The sequence below is a fragment of the Yersinia sp. 22-579 genome, assembly GCF_030433455.1.
In the GTDB taxonomy this organism is placed as follows: Bacteria; Pseudomonadota; Gammaproteobacteria; order Enterobacterales; family Enterobacteriaceae; genus Yersinia; species Yersinia enterocolitica.
The window spans coordinates 33,513-51,760 of record NZ_JAUJTZ010000006.1; the positions used below are offsets into that span (position 1 = coordinate 33,513).

Sequence of the window (18,248 nt, forward strand, 5' to 3'; positions counted from 1 at the left end):
GATATCCCCTAATTTACCGTGGTAAATATCGTGGTAAATAGGGGACTAAATAGCGTTTTTATACTATTTTTGACGATCAGATTTTCGCTTTACTTTTCAGGAAAGCTTCAATTAGTTTAGTAAAATTAACTGATGCCAATTTGGCGCATTTTAATGTTTGTTCGTGTGACAGAACCACGTCAGACAGGCCTTCCGCCAGATTTGTAATGGCCGTGAGTGCAATGACTTTTAAACCGCAATGTGTCGCAGAAAGCACTTCAGGTACCACTGACATACCGACGACATCACCACCGATGATTTGCATCATGCGAATTTCAGCAGGCGTTTCAAAACACGGCCCCGGATATGAAACAAACACGCCTTCTGTCAGTGGAATATCAAGCTGCTGGGCAATATTCGCCATATCGGCACGCAACGCTTTATCATAAGCATTTGCCAGGCTAAAGAAACGTGGACCAAAACGCTCATCATTAGGCCCAACCAACGGCGTTCCCGGCATGGTATTAATATGATCTTTAAGCATCACCACTGAACCTGGTAATACTTCTGGTCGTAATGAACCGGCGGCGTTAGTACAGAATAAGAACTCGCATCCCATCAGTTTAAATGTGCGAACCGGATTGGTCATAATGCTCATGCCTTTGCCTTCATAGAAATGGCCTCGGCCTTTCATGCACATGACAGGAACACCAAATAGATCACCTAACACCAATTCACCGGCATGACCGTGAACTGAACTGACAGGGAAACCGGGAATATCGGCGTAGCTAATGGTGGTGTCGTTAGTAATTTGTTCTACCAAACCACCCAAGCCTGAACCTAAAATAAATGCTATCTGAGGTTTAAATCCAGGTTTTATTTTCTGAATAACCTCAACGGCCTGAAATGGTAATTCACTAAAATCGATATTAATATTTGAATTTGCGGTTGTCATAATATAACCCCTTAGTTATTTTAATTTTTATCCAATAAACTGGTTATTAAATAAACCAGCAAGCGAATAAATAGGGAGAGAGATAGGTAATCTTCCCCATCATATGTAGTGGGTTATGACACAACCAATACTAAAATCCTGCTTATCCATACTGAAATGGTAATGGTTCGAGGTGTGTTTCCACGCAATTATCGTCGATCACCAGAGGATAATAGGCAAACACATGACCACAAGAATAGTTAAAGCGCATCTGCAAATGTTGGGGTTTACCGTCCTTCTTGGCGGTTCATTTATCGCCAGCGCCACCATTAGCAACTCATTGCCGCCAATGGTTATCACGTGGTTAAGGTACAGTATTGCCAGTCTGCTGTTCATTATCTTGCTGATAAGCCAGGGTTTACTCAAACTACCCAGTTATCGGGATTTAGGCCGCTACATCTTGATTAGTCTGCCACCACTGCTCTATTTCGGTTGCATGATTTTTTCACTGCAAACCACCAGTGCACTAAATTCAAGTGCGTTATACACCACTGTACCCTTATTAAGCATGATAATGAGCATGGTATTACTCAACACTAAATCAACATGGCCGGTGATAGTGGCGCTATTAATGGGTATTTTGGGCGCTTTATTAATTATTTTTAAAGGTAACATCGCTCAACTTTTACAATTATCACTAATACCGTCTGATTATTTGTTCCTCTTTGGCTGTTTAGGTATGGCTCTAAATCCTATTGTGGTGAAGAAACTACATCGGGGTGAGCAAGCACTGGTTTTAACCGGTTGGAGTTTAATTTGTGCAACTTTGTTGCTAACAGCGGTGGTCGCCTATCAGTTACCCGATATTGCATGGCGTAATATTAGTCTTATTACCTGGAGTGGCGTTTTATATCTTGCCACTTTTGCTACGGCGTTAAGTTTCTTCCTATTCCAAAAAGCCTGTATTGTGTTGTCGCCAGCCAAAGTCTCAGGTTACGTTTACCTGATCCCACTGTCGGTTATTGCCACTAATATGATACTCGGCCAGCCAATAAACTGGGCAGAGATCGCCTCAGGGGCAGCTATCGTAGTGATTGCGATGGGTATTTTGATCAAAGCTAACTGATAAGCTCAGTTGCCTGTCATCAAAATAATTCGAGCAGCCGATCCAGCGCCTGAGTGTTGCTGCCGGGGTGGTAAACGGCAAATAGATCAGCAGAGAGATGTTCTTTTAGTGGAATGAATTTAATATTTGGCCAAGGAATTTCCTGCATGCTTTCGGGTACCAGAGCAATCCCCATATTGCTGTTTACAAACGCCAGTTGGGTTTGTGGTTCATCAAATTGATAAATAGTCAGCGGCTTACAGCCTGCATTGAGGCAGCTATTATATAAATTCTTTGAATAGCCAGAATGGGTAAAAGTGAGGAATATCAGATTCTGGCCGGAGAGATCTTTTAAAGTGAGTATCTCTTTATCCGCCAATACACTCTCATAGGATACAGCCACCGCGACCCGCTGTTTTTCAACCCGTTGATAAGTCAGCGCCGGATTTTGCTCCAGATCAGCACAGCGCCAGAAGCCAATATCAAGCTTCTTACTTAATAGCGCTTCATATTGTTTGCTCGGTGGAAACTCATGCAATGACCAAGTGGTATTCGGGTTAAGCATTTTAAAATGTTTGAATTTCTCTAATAACTGATGCCAAAGTGCTGAACCAATTATGCCAATATTGAGGTGACTTTGTTCATGTCGAGCAATATAAGAGACGCGGCTTAATGAGTTTTCGATATTCTCAAATACTTCCTTCATTTCAGCCCGCATCATTTCACCCGCCAAAGTTAACACCACGTTGCGGCTGTCTCGTATAAACAACGGGAAGCCCAAAGCATCTTCTAACTCTTTAATTTGCAAGCTTAATGGGGGTTGAGATATATGCAGGCGTTCCGCTGCTTTGCCAAAGTGCAATTCTTCTGAAACGGCTAAAAAATAACGGATCATTTTCAAATTAATACGGCCGGAAAAAAGAAGCTTCTGCATTCACTCTATCCAATTATTTTACTGCTTAACCTGAATTATGTTTTTGATAATAACATCATCTGATCATCCCATGACGACAAGTTATTGTATAAATACCGAACCCGATAACCTGGGTAACCTGATCCGGTATCAACTGGAAATTTAATTCACACAACCAGGCAACTCAATATTGCTTTCGGCCAATGATCCCATATTGTTATACATCGCACAGGCCGCATCCACTAAGTGCATGGCTAACGCCGCACCACTGCCCTCGCCTAACCGCATGCCCATTTGCAAATAGGGTTCCAGCTGCATATGGTTCAGTGCGATAACCGCGCCTTTTTCTGCTGATAGATGAGATGGAATCAGGTAATCACGTACCTTGGGTTCGATACGGCAAGCGGCCAACGCAGAAGCATAGGAGAGAAAACCATCCAACACCACAGGCAAGCCCGCAGCGGCAGCGCCTAACATCACTCCGGCCATACCCACCAGATCAAAACCACCGACTTTCGCCAGCACATCAATGCCATCACTGGCATCTGGCTGATTGGTTTCAATTGCGCGCCGTACTACGGCCACTTTGTGATGTAATTGCTCGCTGGGGAAATTAGCCCCGATCCCCACTGTCAACTCAGGATCGCTGTCGGTAAATACACTGACCATCGCCGCTGCGGGGGTGGTATTCGCCATCCCCAACTCACCCACGCCAAACACTTTCACGCCGCCCGCAGCCTGTTGTAGTGTCAGTGTCGCACTGGCAATCAGTAAATCTTCGGCTTGTTGACGAGTCATGGCCGCACCGCAGGCAATATTGCCGCAGCCGCGCGCCACTTTCATGTCAATCACGCCGGGCAGTGTATCGCTGTCGATACCCACATCCACTATCTTGACTTCAGCACCGGCATTGGCCGCCAATACACAAACACCGGTCACACCCTTGACCATATTCAGTGCTTGTACCATAGTCACAACACGAGGTGAGACAGCCACGCCTTCATCGTAAACACCGTGGTCAGCCGCCATCACAATGATTTGTTTGCGATCAACCTGATGGCCATATAAACCGCGCATTCCCGCCAATTGGATCGCCAATTGCTCCAAACGCCCCAAACTGCCCTGTGGTTTTAGCAAACCATCCAGCCGTGTTTTAGCTCGGGCCATCGCTTTGCTATCCAGTGGAGCAATGGTGCGCAGAATTGATGAAAGTGTTTGCATCTATTTAACCTCGTGGTGCAGGCTGCCAGGCAGCCCGGCTGTTGAACGCACGCAACGTGACAAACCCATCATGGATCTCCAACACGCTGTATGCCCCCTGCTCAAAATGAAAATGCCACATGGCGGCGGCTGGCATCGCCAGTAAACGCGCCAGCATCAGGCTTAATACTCCCTGATGGGCAACCAGCAGTTGATTGTTATCGTGATTGTTTGTTTGGTGACGACTTGCTTGGTGACGATTTGTTTGGTGGCTGTTGGTTGAAAGCAGTGACTGAACGACGCTTTCGACTCGGTCTGAAAACTGTATAAAAGACTCCCCGCCAGTAGGGCTGGCCTGTTGCCAGTCTGCCACCCATGCTGCCCATGCATCAGGGTCTTCACGCTGTAAATCATGGTGATGGCGCATTTCCCACTCACCAAAATTCATTTCATTTAATTGGTCATTAATGCCCGCATTTAGGGGATGACCCGCCAGCACGATATCGGCAGTATGCCGCGCACGTAGCAACTGGCTACTGACACCATCAGCAAACGCCACATCCGCCAGCCAACCGGCAACATCACCGGCCTGCTCGACGCCGAGTGGCGTTAACGCCAAGTCGGTCAAGCCGCAAAAAACACCGCGCAAATTGGCTTCGGTTTGCCCATGGCGCACCAGAAAAAGTCGCATAGAATGGCTCATCAAAAGTGTTCGAAAACAGATCGTGTTACAGCAACGCCAGTAGGAATACCAACTCACCCACTTCGGCTGCCGCGCCCAGCGTGTCACCGGTTTGTCCGCCCAGACGGCGGCGCAGGTAGGTTGCCAATAACAACACCAGCGCCATGCTAATCACCAACGCCAACAGCGCCGCGCTTTGACCCAGTAATAGGGTTAATATCGCACCACCGGCCAAGGTGACAAGCGTTTGTTTCCCTGTCACTTTACCGATGTAAATGTTGCCTAATCCATTACCTTCGCGCGCATAGCGTTGGCGATACATCAACAGCACAATTACCGTGCGCCCGGCCACTGAGGCGGCGGTGAGCATCAGTAGCATCGGTGCACCACGCAGCGCTAACTCACTGACCACCAGCACTTTCGCCACCACGATAAATATCAGCGCCAAACCACCGTTGGTACCGAGGCGGCTGTCGCGCATGATTTCCAGCATTTGCTCGCGCTTGCGGGCAGAAAACACCCCATCACAGGTATCTGCCAGCCCGTCGAGATGAAAAGCACCAGTAACCAGTGCCAACGCCAGGACATATCCCAACGCCGCCAATGGCACACCGCACCACGGAGCCAGCAGAGTGAAAACCACCCCACCGATCACCCCAACAATCAGGCCGATAAACGGAAAACCGATAATACCGCGCTCGTAGTTATCCAGCGCCAGCCCTTGCGTCCAGCGCTCTGGCACCGGAATGCGGGTCATAAACTGCAATGTTGCGAGAAATAGACGCAGGCTCATTTAATCTTAACCTCAATACCCGAAATCACTAAAAACACCTCATCAGCCGCCGCTGCCAATCGCTGATTGACTCGCCCGGCAATATCACGAAAATGCCGCGCCAGGCGATTTTCCGGTACGATCCCCATGCCCAGCTCGTTGGTCACCAGATAAATAGGCGCACTACTGCGAGCACAAGCCGCCAACAACTCAGTAATTTGCTGCGAAATACCCGCTTCAAGCGCGGTAAAATCCATCTGTTCCGGTGGCGTATCCCCCGCCAGTTCAAACAGCAAATTGGTAATCAGTGTGGTAATGCATTCCAACATAACGGCTTCGCCTGGTTCGACGTGCTTTTCCAGCACCACTCCGAGATCACGATAGCCTTCCCAGGTACGCCAATGCGCCGGGCGGCTGACACGGTGTAAAGCAACCCGCTCTGCCATTTCCGCATCTGTTACCACTGAGGTCGCAATGTAAAATACCCGTTCGGCAGCTTGTACCGCCAAACGTTCGGCCAATGAACTCTTGCCACTGCGCGCCCCTCCGGTAATCAAAATCACTGTGCGCGCTCCTGTTGATGCTGTTTCATTAGTTTGAAAATCCTATCAATATCAATATGCTCACGCATCTGTGCTGCCAGAATATCGAACTGTTGCTGTTTATGTTCAGCATAATTCACTGTCACGCCATCAAAAGCAGCCAGCCCTTTGCGTTGACGCAGGCTATCTAATAGCGCGCGGGTAAAGTGGTGGCTGTCAAATAGCCCGTGGATATAGCTGCCCAATACGCTACCATCGCCATTCACCGCGCCATCCACCCACTGCTCGGCTTGTCCGTTACGTAAAGTTAGCTGTGCAAAAGGTATGGCATCACTGCCCAGATGGGAGACACCCATATGGATTTCATAACCTTCCAGCGGGTGATCACCACAGTTTTTCAATATGCCTGGCAGGCCAATCTGACAATAACCGCTAACGCGCGTGGTGACTTTATCTGGCGCGAACTCGGTTTCCACATCCAGCAACCCCAAGCCATCCATCTGTTCAAGGCCCGACTCCACGCCATCAATAATGCGTTTTCCCAGCATTTGATAACCACCGCAAATGCCTATCACCGGTACATTACGCTGATGTAGCTTCAGTAACGCTGCCGCCAACCCGCAGTGGTGCAGCCATTGCAAATCACCCAGCGTATTCTTGCTGCCCGGCAAAATAATCAAATCCGGCTGGCCCAACTCCGACAACTGCGATACATAGCGCAGGCGCACATCCGGTTGCGCGGCCAGCGCATTAAAATCAGTAAAGTTAGCGATATGAGGCAAGCGGATCACCGCAATATCCAGTGCCTTTTCTGCCGTATCCTGATATTTGCCATTTTGCAGAGCGACACCATCTTCATCTTCTAAATCTATATCCAGCCACGGCATCACCCCCAGTACGGGGACATGGGTCAGGGCTTCAATCTGTTCCAGGCCTGGGGTCAGCAGTGCGATATGGCCACGAAATTTATTGATTATCACCCCTTTGACGCGGGCTTTTTCATGGGGATGCAGCAGCGCCAGAGTGCCATAGATAGAGGCAAACACGCCGCCTCTGTCAATGTCCGCCACCAGTAATACCGGCGCGTCTGCCATTTCAGCCATACCCATATTGACGATATCGCGGTCACGCAGATTAATTTCCGCCGGGCTGCCTGCACCTTCCAGCACCATGACGTCATATTCGCGTGCCAAACTGTGGTAAACCTCGCTGATTTGCTGCTGCAATTGCGGTTTGTACTGATGGTATTCCACCGCATCCATATTGCAGGCAACTTTGCCCATTAAAACCACCTGCGCCTTACGGTCACTGGTGGGTTTGAGCAGTACTGGATTCATGCGAACATCTGGGGCAATGCCGGCCGCTTCGGCCTGAAAAATCTGCGCCCGCCCCATCTCTTCCCCCTGCGGGGTAATGCCCGAATTGAGTGCCATATTCTGCGATTTAAACGGTGCACAGCGATAGCCATCTTGCATAAAGATGCGGCACAGCCCGGCCACTAACACACTTTTACCCACGTCAGATGCCGTGCCCTGCACCATGATTGATAAATTCATCACTGGCCGACTCATCGCGCCTCCTCCGTTTCGCGTTGACGCATCAGCGCGAAGAGTTGTTCTTCCGTTTTGCACAGCGGCAAACCCAGCTCACTGTGCATTTTGACCAACCACGGCTGAACCAGCCCGGCGGCTTGCAGTTTTTCCTGTTGTAGGAACACTTCGGTTGTTTCACCGGCAATCATCAGGTGGCCATGCGATAAGACATAAAGGTAATCACAGACCTTATAAATCAGATCGATATCATGGCTGGAGAGAATAACGCGTTTTCCCTCTGCGACAATACGTTCAATGATAGTAATCATATGCTGCCGACCGGCCGGGTCCAATCCGGCTGTGGGTTCATCCAGTAGCAGATACTCTGCCTCCATCACCAGCGCACCGGCAATGGCCACCCGTTTTTTCTGCCCATGACTCAAGTGCTGGATAGATTTATGGCGAAATCCTTGCGCATCTACCAAAGTCAACGCCCGGTCAACCCGCTGCGCAATAATCTCTTCGGGCATCCCCAAATTGCGCAGGCTGAAGGCAATATCACTATCAATATCGGTATAAAAAATCTGCTGTTCCGGATCTTGAAATACCGTGGTGACACGCTGACGCAATTCACGTAAGTTGGCTTTCTTATAACTGAGCGGCTCACCTTGCCACAACACCGCGCCCTGTTGCGGTTGCAAAATACCGGTCAAGTTCATAAATAAGGTGGATTTGCCACAACCATTAGCCCCCAAGACACCGGTGACCGCATGCTGACTGAAATCCAGTGTCAAGTCGTGCAATACCTGCTCTTCCTGATAGCTGAAACCTAACTGCCTGGTGGCTAACATTACATCCTGCCTTACAGGTGGAAATCGCCCTGATAGAGTTTCATATCCAGCGAGATGACCATTTGCTGATAGCGAATCATCACGCGGGTAAATAGCATACCGACCAACATTGCCAGCGAATGGTAGCCGGTACGCAATGAGATATAACCAAATCGCAGAGACTGCGCCTGATGGATCGCGGCGGCCTCCTCAATTAAAATAAAAATAAAACGCCAGGTCAGCAGGATTTGCTCGGTCAGCAATCGGGGGGCATGGCAGCGCTTCAATATTTGTATAAGCTGCGGGAATGGCGTATTCAGCACAAACCAAAAAGTGGCCGCCAATGCCGCCAAACTACGCCATAGCGTTTGATTGGCGGTGGTTAATCCGACTTTATCAAGCCCCAGCCACCAATGCCCTATCTGCATCCCCCACCACAGGTTCTCCGGTTGGCGCGAGAGTGATATCACAATCGTGACCAACCCCACCAATAGGAAAGAGAGCGGTATTGCCAGCCAGCGTAAGTAACGGCGTGGCCCCACCCGCAACAGGTAACATGTCAGGGCGGCGATAAACACCAAGAGCAGCGCCTGATACATCGGCGGGCTAAGCATGGCGGCCAACAGGAAAACGGCATATAGCACCAATTTTCCCATTGGATCGGCCTGTCGCCAGCGGCTTTGATAACTTAGTTTATCAATCCCCAGCATGCTCACCGCGTTTCCCCCGGTAATAGCCCAAGATATAGAAAATCACCGCTGCCCCAATGGAACCTTGTAGGGTAAACAGCAGGCTTTCAATTTCACCACTGGCGGGTTCATATAACGGCGTGAACCACGGCTGATAATGAGGTGCGGTAGTCTGAATCAGCGTTTCGGCTTCACCATCTGAGCCACCATATTCACCACCGTGATTAATAAAGAACGGCATTATGACCAGAGCGATCACCATCGCCAGCAAAATAAGCGTCTTTTTCATGTTAGTGAGTCCCTGCGTGGATTAACTGACGTTTGGTTAATTGGTCGTAAATCATCACTGTCAGCAAGCCTTCAGCGATGGCTATCGGGATCTGGGTAATGCAGAACACCCCCATAAACTTGATAATCGAACCGCTGACACCAAATTGCGGATCAGGGAAAGCCAGACCAAGCTGTACCGAGGTGACAAAGTAAGTGGTTAAATCTGCGAGCATGGCGCAAAGAAATACCCCGACGTCGCGGCGCAATCCCGCTTTACAGGCCAACTTCCACACCAGATAACCCACTACTGGCCCAATAACCGCCATTGACATGCCGTTAGCACCCAAGGTTGTCAGGCCGCCGTGCGCCAGTAATAATGCCTGGAACAGCAGCACAATGGCCCCCAATACCGCCACCACTACCGGCCCAAACAGAATAACCGCCAGCCCGACGCCGGTCGGATGCGAACAACTGCCGGTCACCGATGGAATTTTCAGTGCCGATAACACGAAAATAAAGGCGCCGCACAGCGCTAACAGGACTTTTTGATTGCTGTCTTCAGCGACAATCTGTTTCAAACGAACCAGCCCCATAAACAAACACGGCAGGAACAGTATCCACCAAGCCAGCGCCCACATCGGCGGTAAAAAACCTTCCATGATGTGCATGGCAAAAACATCATTCGGGGCAATCGTTAGCAGGATTGCCATCGTAACCCCGGTAAACGATAGTTTTTTTAACTGTCTTTCCATTTCCATGAGTGACTCCTATAACGTTGAGTATCTAAGTAAAATTAGATAACTATTTGTTTTTAAATAACTCGCTGCTGTTTATTGACTAAAATGGTCGAGAAATAGGGCAATGGCTGGTCAGCGGCAAGGGTATCCAACTGACGCCAGCACACCTCGCCGGGTAATGAAGCTTCAGACATCAACAGCGCATGCGGGAACAGATTTAACCGGCCCAATAACGCCTGAATTTGTGCAAAACGGCCATATACTTTCATCAGCACTACGCAGTCGTGATCGCGCAAAGCGCGTTCCAGCTCGGCTTCTGGGGCAGTGCAAGACATAACCGCCAGCGATTGTTGCTCCATCGCCAAGGGCAATGCGGCACGTGAGGCAATGGCGGCAAAGGAAGTGACTCCGGGGACAATTTCCAACCAATCTGGCCGACCAATACGTTCTAGCAAAAATACCCATGTGCTAAATAACATAGCGTCGCCGAGGGTGATAAAACCCACCTGACGACCCTGCGCAACTTCCGCTTGCAGCTGTTGTGCCACCTCATCCCACACCGCCTGCTTTTCGCTGTCATCGGCGCTCATCGGGAAATGGCAGGTGCGGATTTCGGTGTTAGGTGATAAATATTCGCGCACAATTGACAGTGCCAGACTGTCACCGCCTTTACGCCCTGCCGGGGCATATAGCACATCCAGTTTGGCTATCAGCCGCGCCGCCCGCACGGTGATTAAATCGCTGGCTCCGGGGCCAACACCCAATGCATAAAGTCTGCCGCTCATTACGCTGCCTCCTGCTGTTTTTGCTGCAATGCACTCGCCAGATGCTGAACAAACATCTGGCGAATCAATGGATTCTCTCCCAATCCTTGCAGCCATGATTGCGCACTGATACCCGCAGCTTCCAGTTGTGAACGCCATGAATCCGGCTCTTCAGAAGCCATGTCATTGATGGCGTGATCACCGGCCACCAGCATCAATGGCATCAGATGCACTTTGCGCACCCCCTGCTGCTGTAAGCGGCTAATGATGTGGCCGATTTCCGGATAACTTTCCACCGCCCCCACCAAAGCAGGGAAGTTGAGAGAAGTCATTAAATGGTCAAGGCAGGCATAAGCAGAAAAGGCGAAGTGACTGGCCCCGTGGCCCATAAATACCACCCGCTCATCCGCCGCCAACGGAGGCATTTGTGCTTGCAGTGCCACTAATAATTGCTGGTAATCGGCAAAGCTGCTTAACAGTGGTGTGCCCAATACCAGATGATGAAAACAGTCGCTAAAACCGCGCACTTCAGTAGCGATTTTTTCGTATTCATCGCCATTAATCACATGCAGTGATTGAATAGCCACATCTTGATAACCCTGTTCAGCCAGGTGTTTCAGTGCTTCTCGCGGGTTATTGATCAACAAACCATCGCGTTTACGTAGCTTGCGAATGATCATTTCTGAGGTAAAGGCGCGGAACACATCGCGATCGCTATAAGCCGTCGATAGCTGTTGCTCACAAGCTTCAATGTTCTTTTGGCGGGTGTGTTCATAACTGGTACCGAAACTGATCACCAACAGTGCTTTTTTCATTTTGTTGTCCTCGTTGTTCTTGCCAGTGGGCCAGATTGCTGCCAGTGCATCAGATGTCGGGTAAATTCATCCAATGAAGTCACTTGTTGCCCTAGACTGCCCAACACCACGGCGGCCGGACGGCGCACCACAATGCAGGGAATATTCAGTGCCAGACAGGGAGCCACTTTTTCCTGGTAGCCACCTTGTGCGCCAGACTCCTTGGTGATAACCACATCTGGCTGGCAAAACTCATACAGCGCATGATTGAATTGCGCGCTGAATGGCCCACGCAGCGCGATAATATTGTCTACCCCCAACCCCAGAGCCTCACATTGGCTCAGCACTTCAGCCGTTGGCAGCACTCGCGCTAACAAGGTTTTACCGGTCAGCCGCTGTTGATACTCCGCCAACTGCTTGCTGCCGGTGGTCAAGAGCACTCGCGGCCCTAAACCTTGCGCCACGGCGCACGCTGCCGCTGCACTGTCTACTTTGTAGAGCTGCGGATGATGAATAGCGTCAATTTCACTCGGGCGCTGATAACGCGTCAGTACTACATTTGATTGCCCGCAAGCGGTGGCCACATTGTCACTGAGCAGGTCGGCGTAGGGGTGTGAAGCATCAACTACCCACTGCACCTGTCTGGTGATAAGAAAATCGGCCATTTGCGCTGCATCCATCCGCCCGACCAATACCTCGCCGCCAATATCGCCCGCCAGTTGTTTACCCGCATCGGTAGCGACCGACAGGCTGTAGCGCTCGCCAAATTCGTCCAGCAGTTGGCAAATCAGCCGGGCATCACTGGTGCCGCCAAAAATATGAATCGGCGGATGGTCGTGGGTCATAATGAATCGCCCGTCATAATGAATTCCCCTTTATAATGAATAGCCCCGTGGCGTTATCATCAGTCCATTGCGGCAATAAGTGGCCTGATTGCCAACAATCACCAAACTGGTCATATCCACCGGTTCAAAATCCATTTCACCTATTGTGGTTAGCCATTTTTCCTGTTTTTTGCGCCCTGCCGCCTTCACCACACCCACTGGCGTTGCGGCTTTCTTCCACGGCTGCATCAGCTCGAACGCCCGTGCTAAATGCCCTTCGCGGCCACGGCTGCGCGGGTTATAGAAGCAGATAACAAAATCGGCTTGTGCCGCTGCGATAATGCGTTTTTCAATCACTTCCCACGGCGTCATCAAATCACTCAGGCTGATATGACAAAAGTCATGCATCAGCGGTGCGCCGAGCAGTGAGGCCGCCGCGATACTGGCGGTAATACCGGCTACCAACCGGACTTCTAACTCCAACTGTTGCTGTGTGACCAGCTCCAACACCAAACCCGCCATGCCGTAAATACCGGCATCGCCACTGCTGATAAGCGCCACGTTATGACCGGCCAGTGCCAGGTCAATCGCCGCCTGACAGCGCTCAATCTCTTTACACATGCCAGTTTTAATCACCTGTTTATCCAGGGTCATTGATTTGACCAGATGGGTATAGGTTTTGTAACCGACAATAATTTCTGCTTCGCGAATAGCGGCGATAGCGTCCTGCGTCATCATTGATTCACTGCCTGGCCCAATGCCAATTACGGTTAACATTAATGCGATACTCCCAGAGTGATGGTGACGCCCTGCTGACGCAGAGTATTGCCAACCAATTTACCGTCGCTCATCAGCCAGGCGACCGGTTGTGAAACGCTACCGACACCCACCGTTTGGCGGACAAAATCAGAAGCAGGGAAACGTTGTTCATGGCGGCTCAGTTCGCCGACGCTGAACAGTTCGAACGGGACTCGCCAGCATTTAGCCAATTGATGCAGCGCCGGTTCATCTTTTTTGATAGTGACGCTGCCAATCGCGCGCAATGCCATGATATCAAAATGATTTTCTGCCATTTGCTGTTGCAGTAATTCAACCAGCGTTTGCAGAGAGGTGGCACGGCGGCAACCAATTCCCGCCACTACCCGGCGTGGCACCAGCTTATAAACTGGCAACGTCGCCAGTTGATCAGCGGGCAGCGGCAGAGTGTCGCGCAACGTGATGCACACTAAGGCGTCTAATGGGGGGCGTTGCTCCAAACTAAGTGGATCCAAACTAAGTTGATCCAAACAATCAACCGGCACGAACCCCCGCGTGTCGCAGCGCTCACGTTCCGCCAACAGCGGCGTGTCCCACCACAGCCCGACTTTCTGGTTACTGACCAACATTTGATTGACCACTTTGACCGCGTGGCGGAAATCTTGCATTTCGGCATCCAGCTGGGTTGCCAGTGTGTCCAGCGCCGCCATCTCGTTAACATCGGTGGCGGTGGTTATCACCGGGTCAGCCCCCAAAATGCCAGCAAGGTAGCGGGTTAGGGTATTCGCTCCACCCACATGCCCCGACAACAAACTGACGACGTGTTGCCCGCGCTCATCAATCACCACCACCGCAGGGTCGGTCATTTTGTCGTTTACCAGCGGCGCGATAACCCGCACCGTTAGGCCAATAGCTCCGACCACCACCAGTGCTGAATACTGTTTAAATGCTTCACGAAGGGTGTCGCCAAAACTGCCGTTAAAGGGCAAAAAACCCTCTTCCAGCAATTTGTCACTGGTAAAACAGGTCAGCGGCAAGTGAGTTTGCAGGCGTCGCGCCAGCCGCACACCACCGGGTGTCAGGCAAAATACCGCGATTGATTCAGGCTTGACGATATTCATGGCTAAACCCCGCGTCATAGAGTTTGGAATAGTGGTATTCATCACCGAGGAATGCCCCCACCAAAATCAGAGCAGTTTTATGAATGGCTGCCGCGCGAACCAACTCGGCGATATCCGCCAGTGTGCCGCGGACTGTACGGCTTTCAGCCCAAGTCGCTTTGTATACCACTGCGACTGGCGTATCCGCGGGATAACCACCGGCGATTAAGCGATCGGCCACTCGGTCCATTTCCTGTACCGACAAGAAAATAGCCATTGAAGTTTGATGAGCGGCAAAAGCTTCCAGTTGTTCCAGTGGCGGCATCGGAGTGCGCCCCTCGATACGGGTGATAATTAAGCTTTGCGCCACTTCAGGTACGGTGTATTCCACCCCTAGTTGTGCCGCTGCGCCCAAGAAAGCACTGACACCGGGTACTGACACAAAGCCGATGCCGTGTTCGCCCAAGACTTCGCCCTGTTCACGAATCGAGCCATACAAAGAGAGATCACCGGTTTGTAACCGCACCACCAGCTTGCCCGCCTGCACACCCTCCACCATCAGTGTGATGATTTGTTCCAAATTTAATCCCGCGCTGTCGTGACATTCAGCCTCGGCAGAGCAATATGCCAACAGCTCAGTATTGATAAGTGATCCAGCATAGATAACCACCTGTGCCTGTTGCAGCAAGCGGTAACCTTTTAGCGTGATCAGCTCTTTGTCACCCGGCCCAGCACCAACAAACCAGACTTTTTGCGTATCCCATGTTGGTGTAACAGGACTGGGTGTAGCAGAGGTGGGTGTAACAGATGCTGATACGGCATTAGGATGCTCAGACATGGCTCGCCTCCTTGTGGCAGGAAATAAGATAAGTAGGATTATTCGGTTTAAAATAGTGCCCGCTACCCAGAGGGGTCAGAGTGGAGAGTTGCAATTGCACACAATCCAGCTCGCTAACGACGCAGGTCTGTAAATGGCTTAATGCTTCATTGAGGTTATTGAGCAAAATAAAGGTCAATACCAGGCGGCCACCGGGATTTAACATCATCAATGACCAGTCGATAAGGTCGGTCAGATGGCCGCCACTGCCACCAATAAAAATGGCATCGGCTTTATCGGATAAAGGTAAAGGAGCGACTCCGGCAATAATGTCTACCTTGCGACACCCTAGCCGCTGGCGATTTTCATTAATCAACTCAAGTGCTACCGGATTCCGTTCAATCGCCGTCACCCGTAAATCAGGAAAACGTAAAGCCGCTTCCAATGCCACACTGCCAGTACCCGCCCCCACATCAATCAAGTGAGTCGCATCTGACAAACTCAGCCGTTCCAGTGCCAATACTCGCACCGCTTCTTTGGTCATCGGGACTTTTTGCCCACGTAGGAACAGCTCATCTTTCATTGAGGATCACCACCACATTCATGTCATAGCGGGCAGCCACTTGCTCTGCTGGCAGGCGATAAATTCGTTCGTTGGGTTGCGAGAGGTTTTCACCAATAATCAAGGTACGAGACAGACCACGTTGCTGTAGCGCATCAGCAATAGCTCTTGGGCCAATAATGCCGTCGGTCACCATCGCCACTTTGTCGTGCTGGAAGATCCAGTCAAAATCGGGTTCACGACCATGACTGCTGGTAAGAAAGAGGTCGTTCATATCCAGTGCAGCTTTGGCGCACAAATATTGAATCGCGCTAATGCCGGGAACGATATGCAACTCCTCAGCGCTGAAGTTTGCTGCCAGCAATTTGCCGATGCCATACAGCAAAGGATCTCCCGAGGCCAGCACCACAATGGCGCGATGCTTATTGCTATCCAGCCACTCCAATAGCCCTAATAGATCAGCATCCAACAAGCGCGACTCTTTACTATCGCAGCTCAATGTCTCCAGATGGCGCTTACCGCCAACCAGAACTTCGGCGCGTTCGATAGCCCGTCGAGCTGCGGGTGTCAGATAATCAACATCACCAGGGCCAATCCCCACCACCGTAATCATCGTAACGCCTCCACAATCTCATCCAGTGGCCGGTTGCTACCCAGCACCTGATTATCAAAAGAGAATAAAATGGCGTCGCACTGTGGTGGATTAACCGAGAAACGCATCATCTCAGCGATACGCTCGCAGATACGCTCGCAGATACGCGAATAGACGCCCTGCCAACCCTGCTCGGCAATTAACTCCATTGCCGCTTCCGTGGTATCACACTGATTAACTTCAAGTAATAGCGCATATGGTGCCCCCATTAAGGCCAAATGCGCCACCAGCGTCTCCATACGTCCATCAGCAATATGGCTGTGGGTATGGAAGATACCGGCGGCCACTTTGACCAATTTGCCCGGATGCCCCACTAACAGAACGCGGCGGAACCCCAAGCGCACGGTTTCTTGCAGCATATAGCCGACAAAATTACTCATGGTGACCACCCGTTGGCTATCCAGCCCCAGGTGGTCGCGGACAAAGCGCTCGCCGTGATTACCCGGCACCAAAATGACGCGTTCTTCACCGGCTGCCCGCTTCATTTCCAGCTCCAGCGCCAATGAGCGTTTCCAGCTCTCTTCTGACATTGGCGTCACAATACCGGTGGTACCGATGATGGAAATCCCGCCCAGAATCCCTAGCCGCCCGTTGTAGGTTTTCTTCGCTCGTTCCTCGCCTTCCGGCGCAAAGATTTCGACTTCTGCGCCACGCAATGGGCCGATGACTTCACGCACTGCGGCTTCGATGGTTTGGCGCGGAGTGCGGTTAATGGCGCTGCTGCCGACCGGCAACCCAATTCCTTTGCGGGTAACAGTTCCCACACCTTCGCCGCCTCGCAGAGTAATGTCGGTCTGTTCGGTGAGGGTCACGCGGGCAAAAATCAGCATGCCGTGGGTAGCATCAACATCATCGCCGCCATCTTTGCGGATTGCGGCGGTGGCTTGCTGACCTTCAATCAACGGCTGCTCAACATTCAGACACAAGGTGATGCCGGAAGGCGTCACAATAGAAATTTGATCAATCACTTGCTGACGCAACACCATCAGCGCCGCCACTTTGGCCGCCGCCGTGGCACAGGAACCGGTGGTATAGCCTTTACGGTACTGCTTGCCGTTGTGCCAAATGCTGTCTAATTGCTGGTTTTGCAGCGCAATATCATCATTTATAGGGCTATCACTGGCCAGACCGTCGCTCATAGCGCCCCCCGTAGTTGCGTCCTTTGTAACTGATAGAGGATGGCGTTGATAATGGCTGCCGCCACGTTACTGCCCCCTTTGCGCCCCAGCGCGGCAATACACGGCAAACCACTTGCCACCAACGCATCTTTGGATTCCGCCGCACCAACAAACCCCACCGGCACGCCGATGACCGCCACCGGGGACGCTTGCCGTTCTAACAAACGGAATAACGCCGTCGGCGCATTGCCGAACACAAACAGTTTTTCGCCCGGCTCCGCCAACGCCACATCTACCGCAGCCATCGAGCGGGTAATTCCCTGTACCGGCGCACTCTCTACCACGCGCGGATCACTGATATAGCAGCGACACTCGCATCCCATCTGCTTTAACAGTGTTTTGTTAATGCCCGACATCGCCATTGTCGTGTCGGTATACAGCGTGCATCCTCGACGTAAACCCTCAGCAATACGGGTCAGCACATCCGGTGAAAAATGCAGAATATCCAGCCAGTCAAAATCCGCTGTAGTGTGGATAACCCGCTTGACAACCGCTTCATGCATCGCACTGGCAAACCGAGTCTCTGGCCGCTCAGCGGCGATAATATCGCCAATGATAACGAAGCTATTTTTCTCGATTTCCTGCGGGTTTTTTATATAGTTCATGGGGTTATCCT

22 protein-coding genes are annotated in these 18,248 nt (G+C 51.0%); 1 reads left to right on the forward strand and 21 read right to left on the reverse strand.

Annotated elements, in window-relative coordinates; all coding sequences use genetic code 11:
* Nucleotides 1–76: 76 nt before the first annotated feature.
* A complete protein-coding gene (xapA, locus tag QSV56_RS08665; protein ID WP_050131422.1) occupies nucleotides 77–934 on the reverse strand; it encodes a xanthosine phosphorylase in 858 nt (285 codons plus the stop codon).
* 256 nt (nucleotides 935–1,190) lie between these two features.
* Between xapA and QSV56_RS08670 the strand changes: the two genes are divergently transcribed.
* Nucleotides 1,191–2,039: a DMT family transporter gene (locus tag QSV56_RS08670; protein ID WP_046052046.1), complete on the forward strand. Its 849-nt coding sequence runs from the start codon at nucleotides 1,191–1,193 to the stop codon at nucleotides 2,037–2,039.
* A 19-nt stretch (nucleotides 2,040–2,058) separates the two neighbouring features.
* Here QSV56_RS08670 and QSV56_RS08675 read toward each other — a convergent pair whose 3' ends face one another.
* The 20 genes from QSV56_RS08675 to QSV56_RS08770 form a co-directional block, all read right to left on the reverse strand.
* Nucleotides 2,059–2,952, reverse strand: coding sequence for a LysR family transcriptional regulator (locus QSV56_RS08675; RefSeq protein WP_019080965.1), 894 nt, complete (start codon nucleotides 2,950–2,952; stop codon nucleotides 2,059–2,061).
* A gap of 141 nt (nucleotides 2,953–3,093) precedes the next feature.
* The gene (gene cobT, locus QSV56_RS08680; RefSeq protein WP_050157761.1) at nucleotides 3,094–4,152 is read right to left on the reverse strand and encodes a nicotinate-nucleotide--dimethylbenzimidazole phosphoribosyltransferase; all 1,059 of its coding nucleotides are present in this window, start codon (nucleotides 4,150–4,152) and stop codon (nucleotides 3,094–3,096) included.
* 4 nt (nucleotides 4,153–4,156) lie between these two features.
* A complete protein-coding gene (locus QSV56_RS08685) occupies nucleotides 4,157–4,822 on the reverse strand; it encodes an adenosylcobalamin/alpha-ribazole phosphatase (protein ID WP_046695230.1) in 666 nt (221 codons plus the stop codon).
* 37 nt (nucleotides 4,823–4,859) lie between these two features.
* Nucleotides 4,860–5,606 carry an adenosylcobinamide-GDP ribazoletransferase gene (gene cobS / locus QSV56_RS08690; protein ID WP_050131425.1) on the reverse strand — a complete coding sequence of 249 codons (747 nt, stop codon included), beginning with the start codon at nucleotides 5,604–5,606 and terminating at the stop codon, nucleotides 4,860–4,862.
* Nucleotides 5,603–6,148 carry a bifunctional adenosylcobinamide kinase/adenosylcobinamide-phosphate guanylyltransferase gene (gene cobU, locus QSV56_RS08695; protein WP_050163748.1) on the reverse strand — a complete coding sequence of 182 codons (546 nt, stop codon included), beginning with the start codon at nucleotides 6,146–6,148 and terminating at the stop codon, nucleotides 5,603–5,605. The genes cobS and cobU overlap by 4 nt, the downstream gene beginning before the upstream one ends.
* Nucleotides 6,145–7,683: a cobyric acid synthase gene (locus QSV56_RS08700; RefSeq protein ID WP_301212168.1), complete on the reverse strand. Its 1,539-nt coding sequence runs from the start codon at nucleotides 7,681–7,683 to the stop codon at nucleotides 6,145–6,147. Before QSV56_RS08700 ends, cobU begins: the two co-directional genes overlap by 4 nt.
* 11 nt (nucleotides 7,684–7,694) lie before the next feature.
* Nucleotides 7,695–8,510, reverse strand: coding sequence for an ATP-binding cassette domain-containing protein (locus tag QSV56_RS08705; protein ID WP_004699338.1), 816 nt, complete (start codon nucleotides 8,508–8,510; stop codon nucleotides 7,695–7,697).
* Nucleotides 8,511–8,521: 11 nt separating this feature from the next.
* Nucleotides 8,522–9,199, reverse strand: a complete 678-nt coding sequence (locus QSV56_RS08710) for an energy-coupling factor ABC transporter transmembrane protein (protein ID WP_019080971.1) — start codon at nucleotides 9,197–9,199, stop codon at nucleotides 8,522–8,524.
* Nucleotides 9,186–9,467: an energy-coupling factor ABC transporter substrate-binding protein gene (locus tag QSV56_RS08715; protein ID WP_004699340.1), complete on the reverse strand. Its 282-nt coding sequence runs from the start codon at nucleotides 9,465–9,467 to the stop codon at nucleotides 9,186–9,188. Before QSV56_RS08715 ends, QSV56_RS08710 begins: the two co-directional genes overlap by 14 nt.
* 1 nt (nucleotide 9,468) lies before the next feature.
* Nucleotides 9,469–10,206, reverse strand: coding sequence for a cobalt ECF transporter S component CbiM (gene cbiM, locus QSV56_RS08720; protein ID WP_019080972.1), 738 nt, complete (start codon nucleotides 10,204–10,206; stop codon nucleotides 9,469–9,471).
* A gap of 53 nt (nucleotides 10,207–10,259) precedes the next feature.
* Nucleotides 10,260–10,970 (reverse strand): cobalt-factor II C(20)-methyltransferase, encoded by a 711-nt coding sequence (locus QSV56_RS08725; RefSeq protein ID WP_019080973.1) that lies wholly within the window; start codon nucleotides 10,968–10,970, stop codon nucleotides 10,260–10,262.
* Nucleotides 10,970–11,764, reverse strand: coding sequence for a sirohydrochlorin cobaltochelatase (locus QSV56_RS08730; protein ID WP_019082793.1), 795 nt, complete (start codon nucleotides 11,762–11,764; stop codon nucleotides 10,970–10,972). The genes QSV56_RS08725 and QSV56_RS08730 overlap by 1 nt, the downstream gene beginning before the upstream one ends.
* Nucleotides 11,761–12,588 carry a cobalt-precorrin-6A reductase gene (locus QSV56_RS08735; protein ID WP_019082792.1) on the reverse strand — a complete coding sequence of 276 codons (828 nt, stop codon included), beginning with the start codon at nucleotides 12,586–12,588 and terminating at the stop codon, nucleotides 11,761–11,763. Before QSV56_RS08735 ends, QSV56_RS08730 begins: the two co-directional genes overlap by 4 nt.
* Before the next feature lie 30 nt (nucleotides 12,589–12,618).
* On the reverse strand, nucleotides 12,619–13,344 hold the full coding sequence (locus QSV56_RS08740) for a precorrin-3B C(17)-methyltransferase (protein ID WP_019080976.1): 726 nt from the start codon (nucleotides 13,342–13,344) through the stop codon (nucleotides 12,619–12,621).
* A complete protein-coding gene (gene cbiG / locus QSV56_RS08745) occupies nucleotides 13,344–14,444 on the reverse strand; it encodes a cobalt-precorrin 5A hydrolase (RefSeq protein WP_050131429.1) in 1,101 nt (366 codons plus the stop codon). The genes QSV56_RS08740 and cbiG overlap by 1 nt, the downstream gene beginning before the upstream one ends.
* Nucleotides 14,425–15,261 (reverse strand): cobalt-precorrin-4 methyltransferase, encoded by an 837-nt coding sequence (locus QSV56_RS08750; protein ID WP_071843386.1) that lies wholly within the window; start codon nucleotides 15,259–15,261, stop codon nucleotides 14,425–14,427. Before QSV56_RS08750 ends, cbiG begins: the two co-directional genes overlap by 20 nt.
* Complete coding sequence (locus tag QSV56_RS08755; protein ID WP_019080979.1) at nucleotides 15,254–15,823, reverse strand: decarboxylating cobalt-precorrin-6B (C(15))-methyltransferase; 570 nt, start codon at nucleotides 15,821–15,823, stop codon at nucleotides 15,254–15,256. The genes QSV56_RS08750 and QSV56_RS08755 overlap by 8 nt, the downstream gene beginning before the upstream one ends.
* Nucleotides 15,813–16,415, reverse strand: a complete 603-nt coding sequence (locus QSV56_RS08760) for a cobalt-precorrin-7 (C(5))-methyltransferase (protein ID WP_046051235.1) — start codon at nucleotides 16,413–16,415, stop codon at nucleotides 15,813–15,815. Before QSV56_RS08760 ends, QSV56_RS08755 begins: the two co-directional genes overlap by 11 nt.
* Nucleotides 16,412–17,593, reverse strand: a complete 1,182-nt coding sequence (gene cbiD / locus QSV56_RS08765) for a cobalt-precorrin-5B (C(1))-methyltransferase CbiD (RefSeq protein WP_050122662.1) — start codon at nucleotides 17,591–17,593, stop codon at nucleotides 16,412–16,414. Before cbiD ends, QSV56_RS08760 begins: the two co-directional genes overlap by 4 nt.
* Nucleotides 17,590–18,237, reverse strand: coding sequence for a cobalt-precorrin-8 methylmutase (locus QSV56_RS08770; RefSeq protein ID WP_019082788.1), 648 nt, complete (start codon nucleotides 18,235–18,237; stop codon nucleotides 17,590–17,592). Before QSV56_RS08770 ends, cbiD begins: the two co-directional genes overlap by 4 nt.
* Nucleotides 18,238–18,248 lie beyond the last annotated feature (11 nt).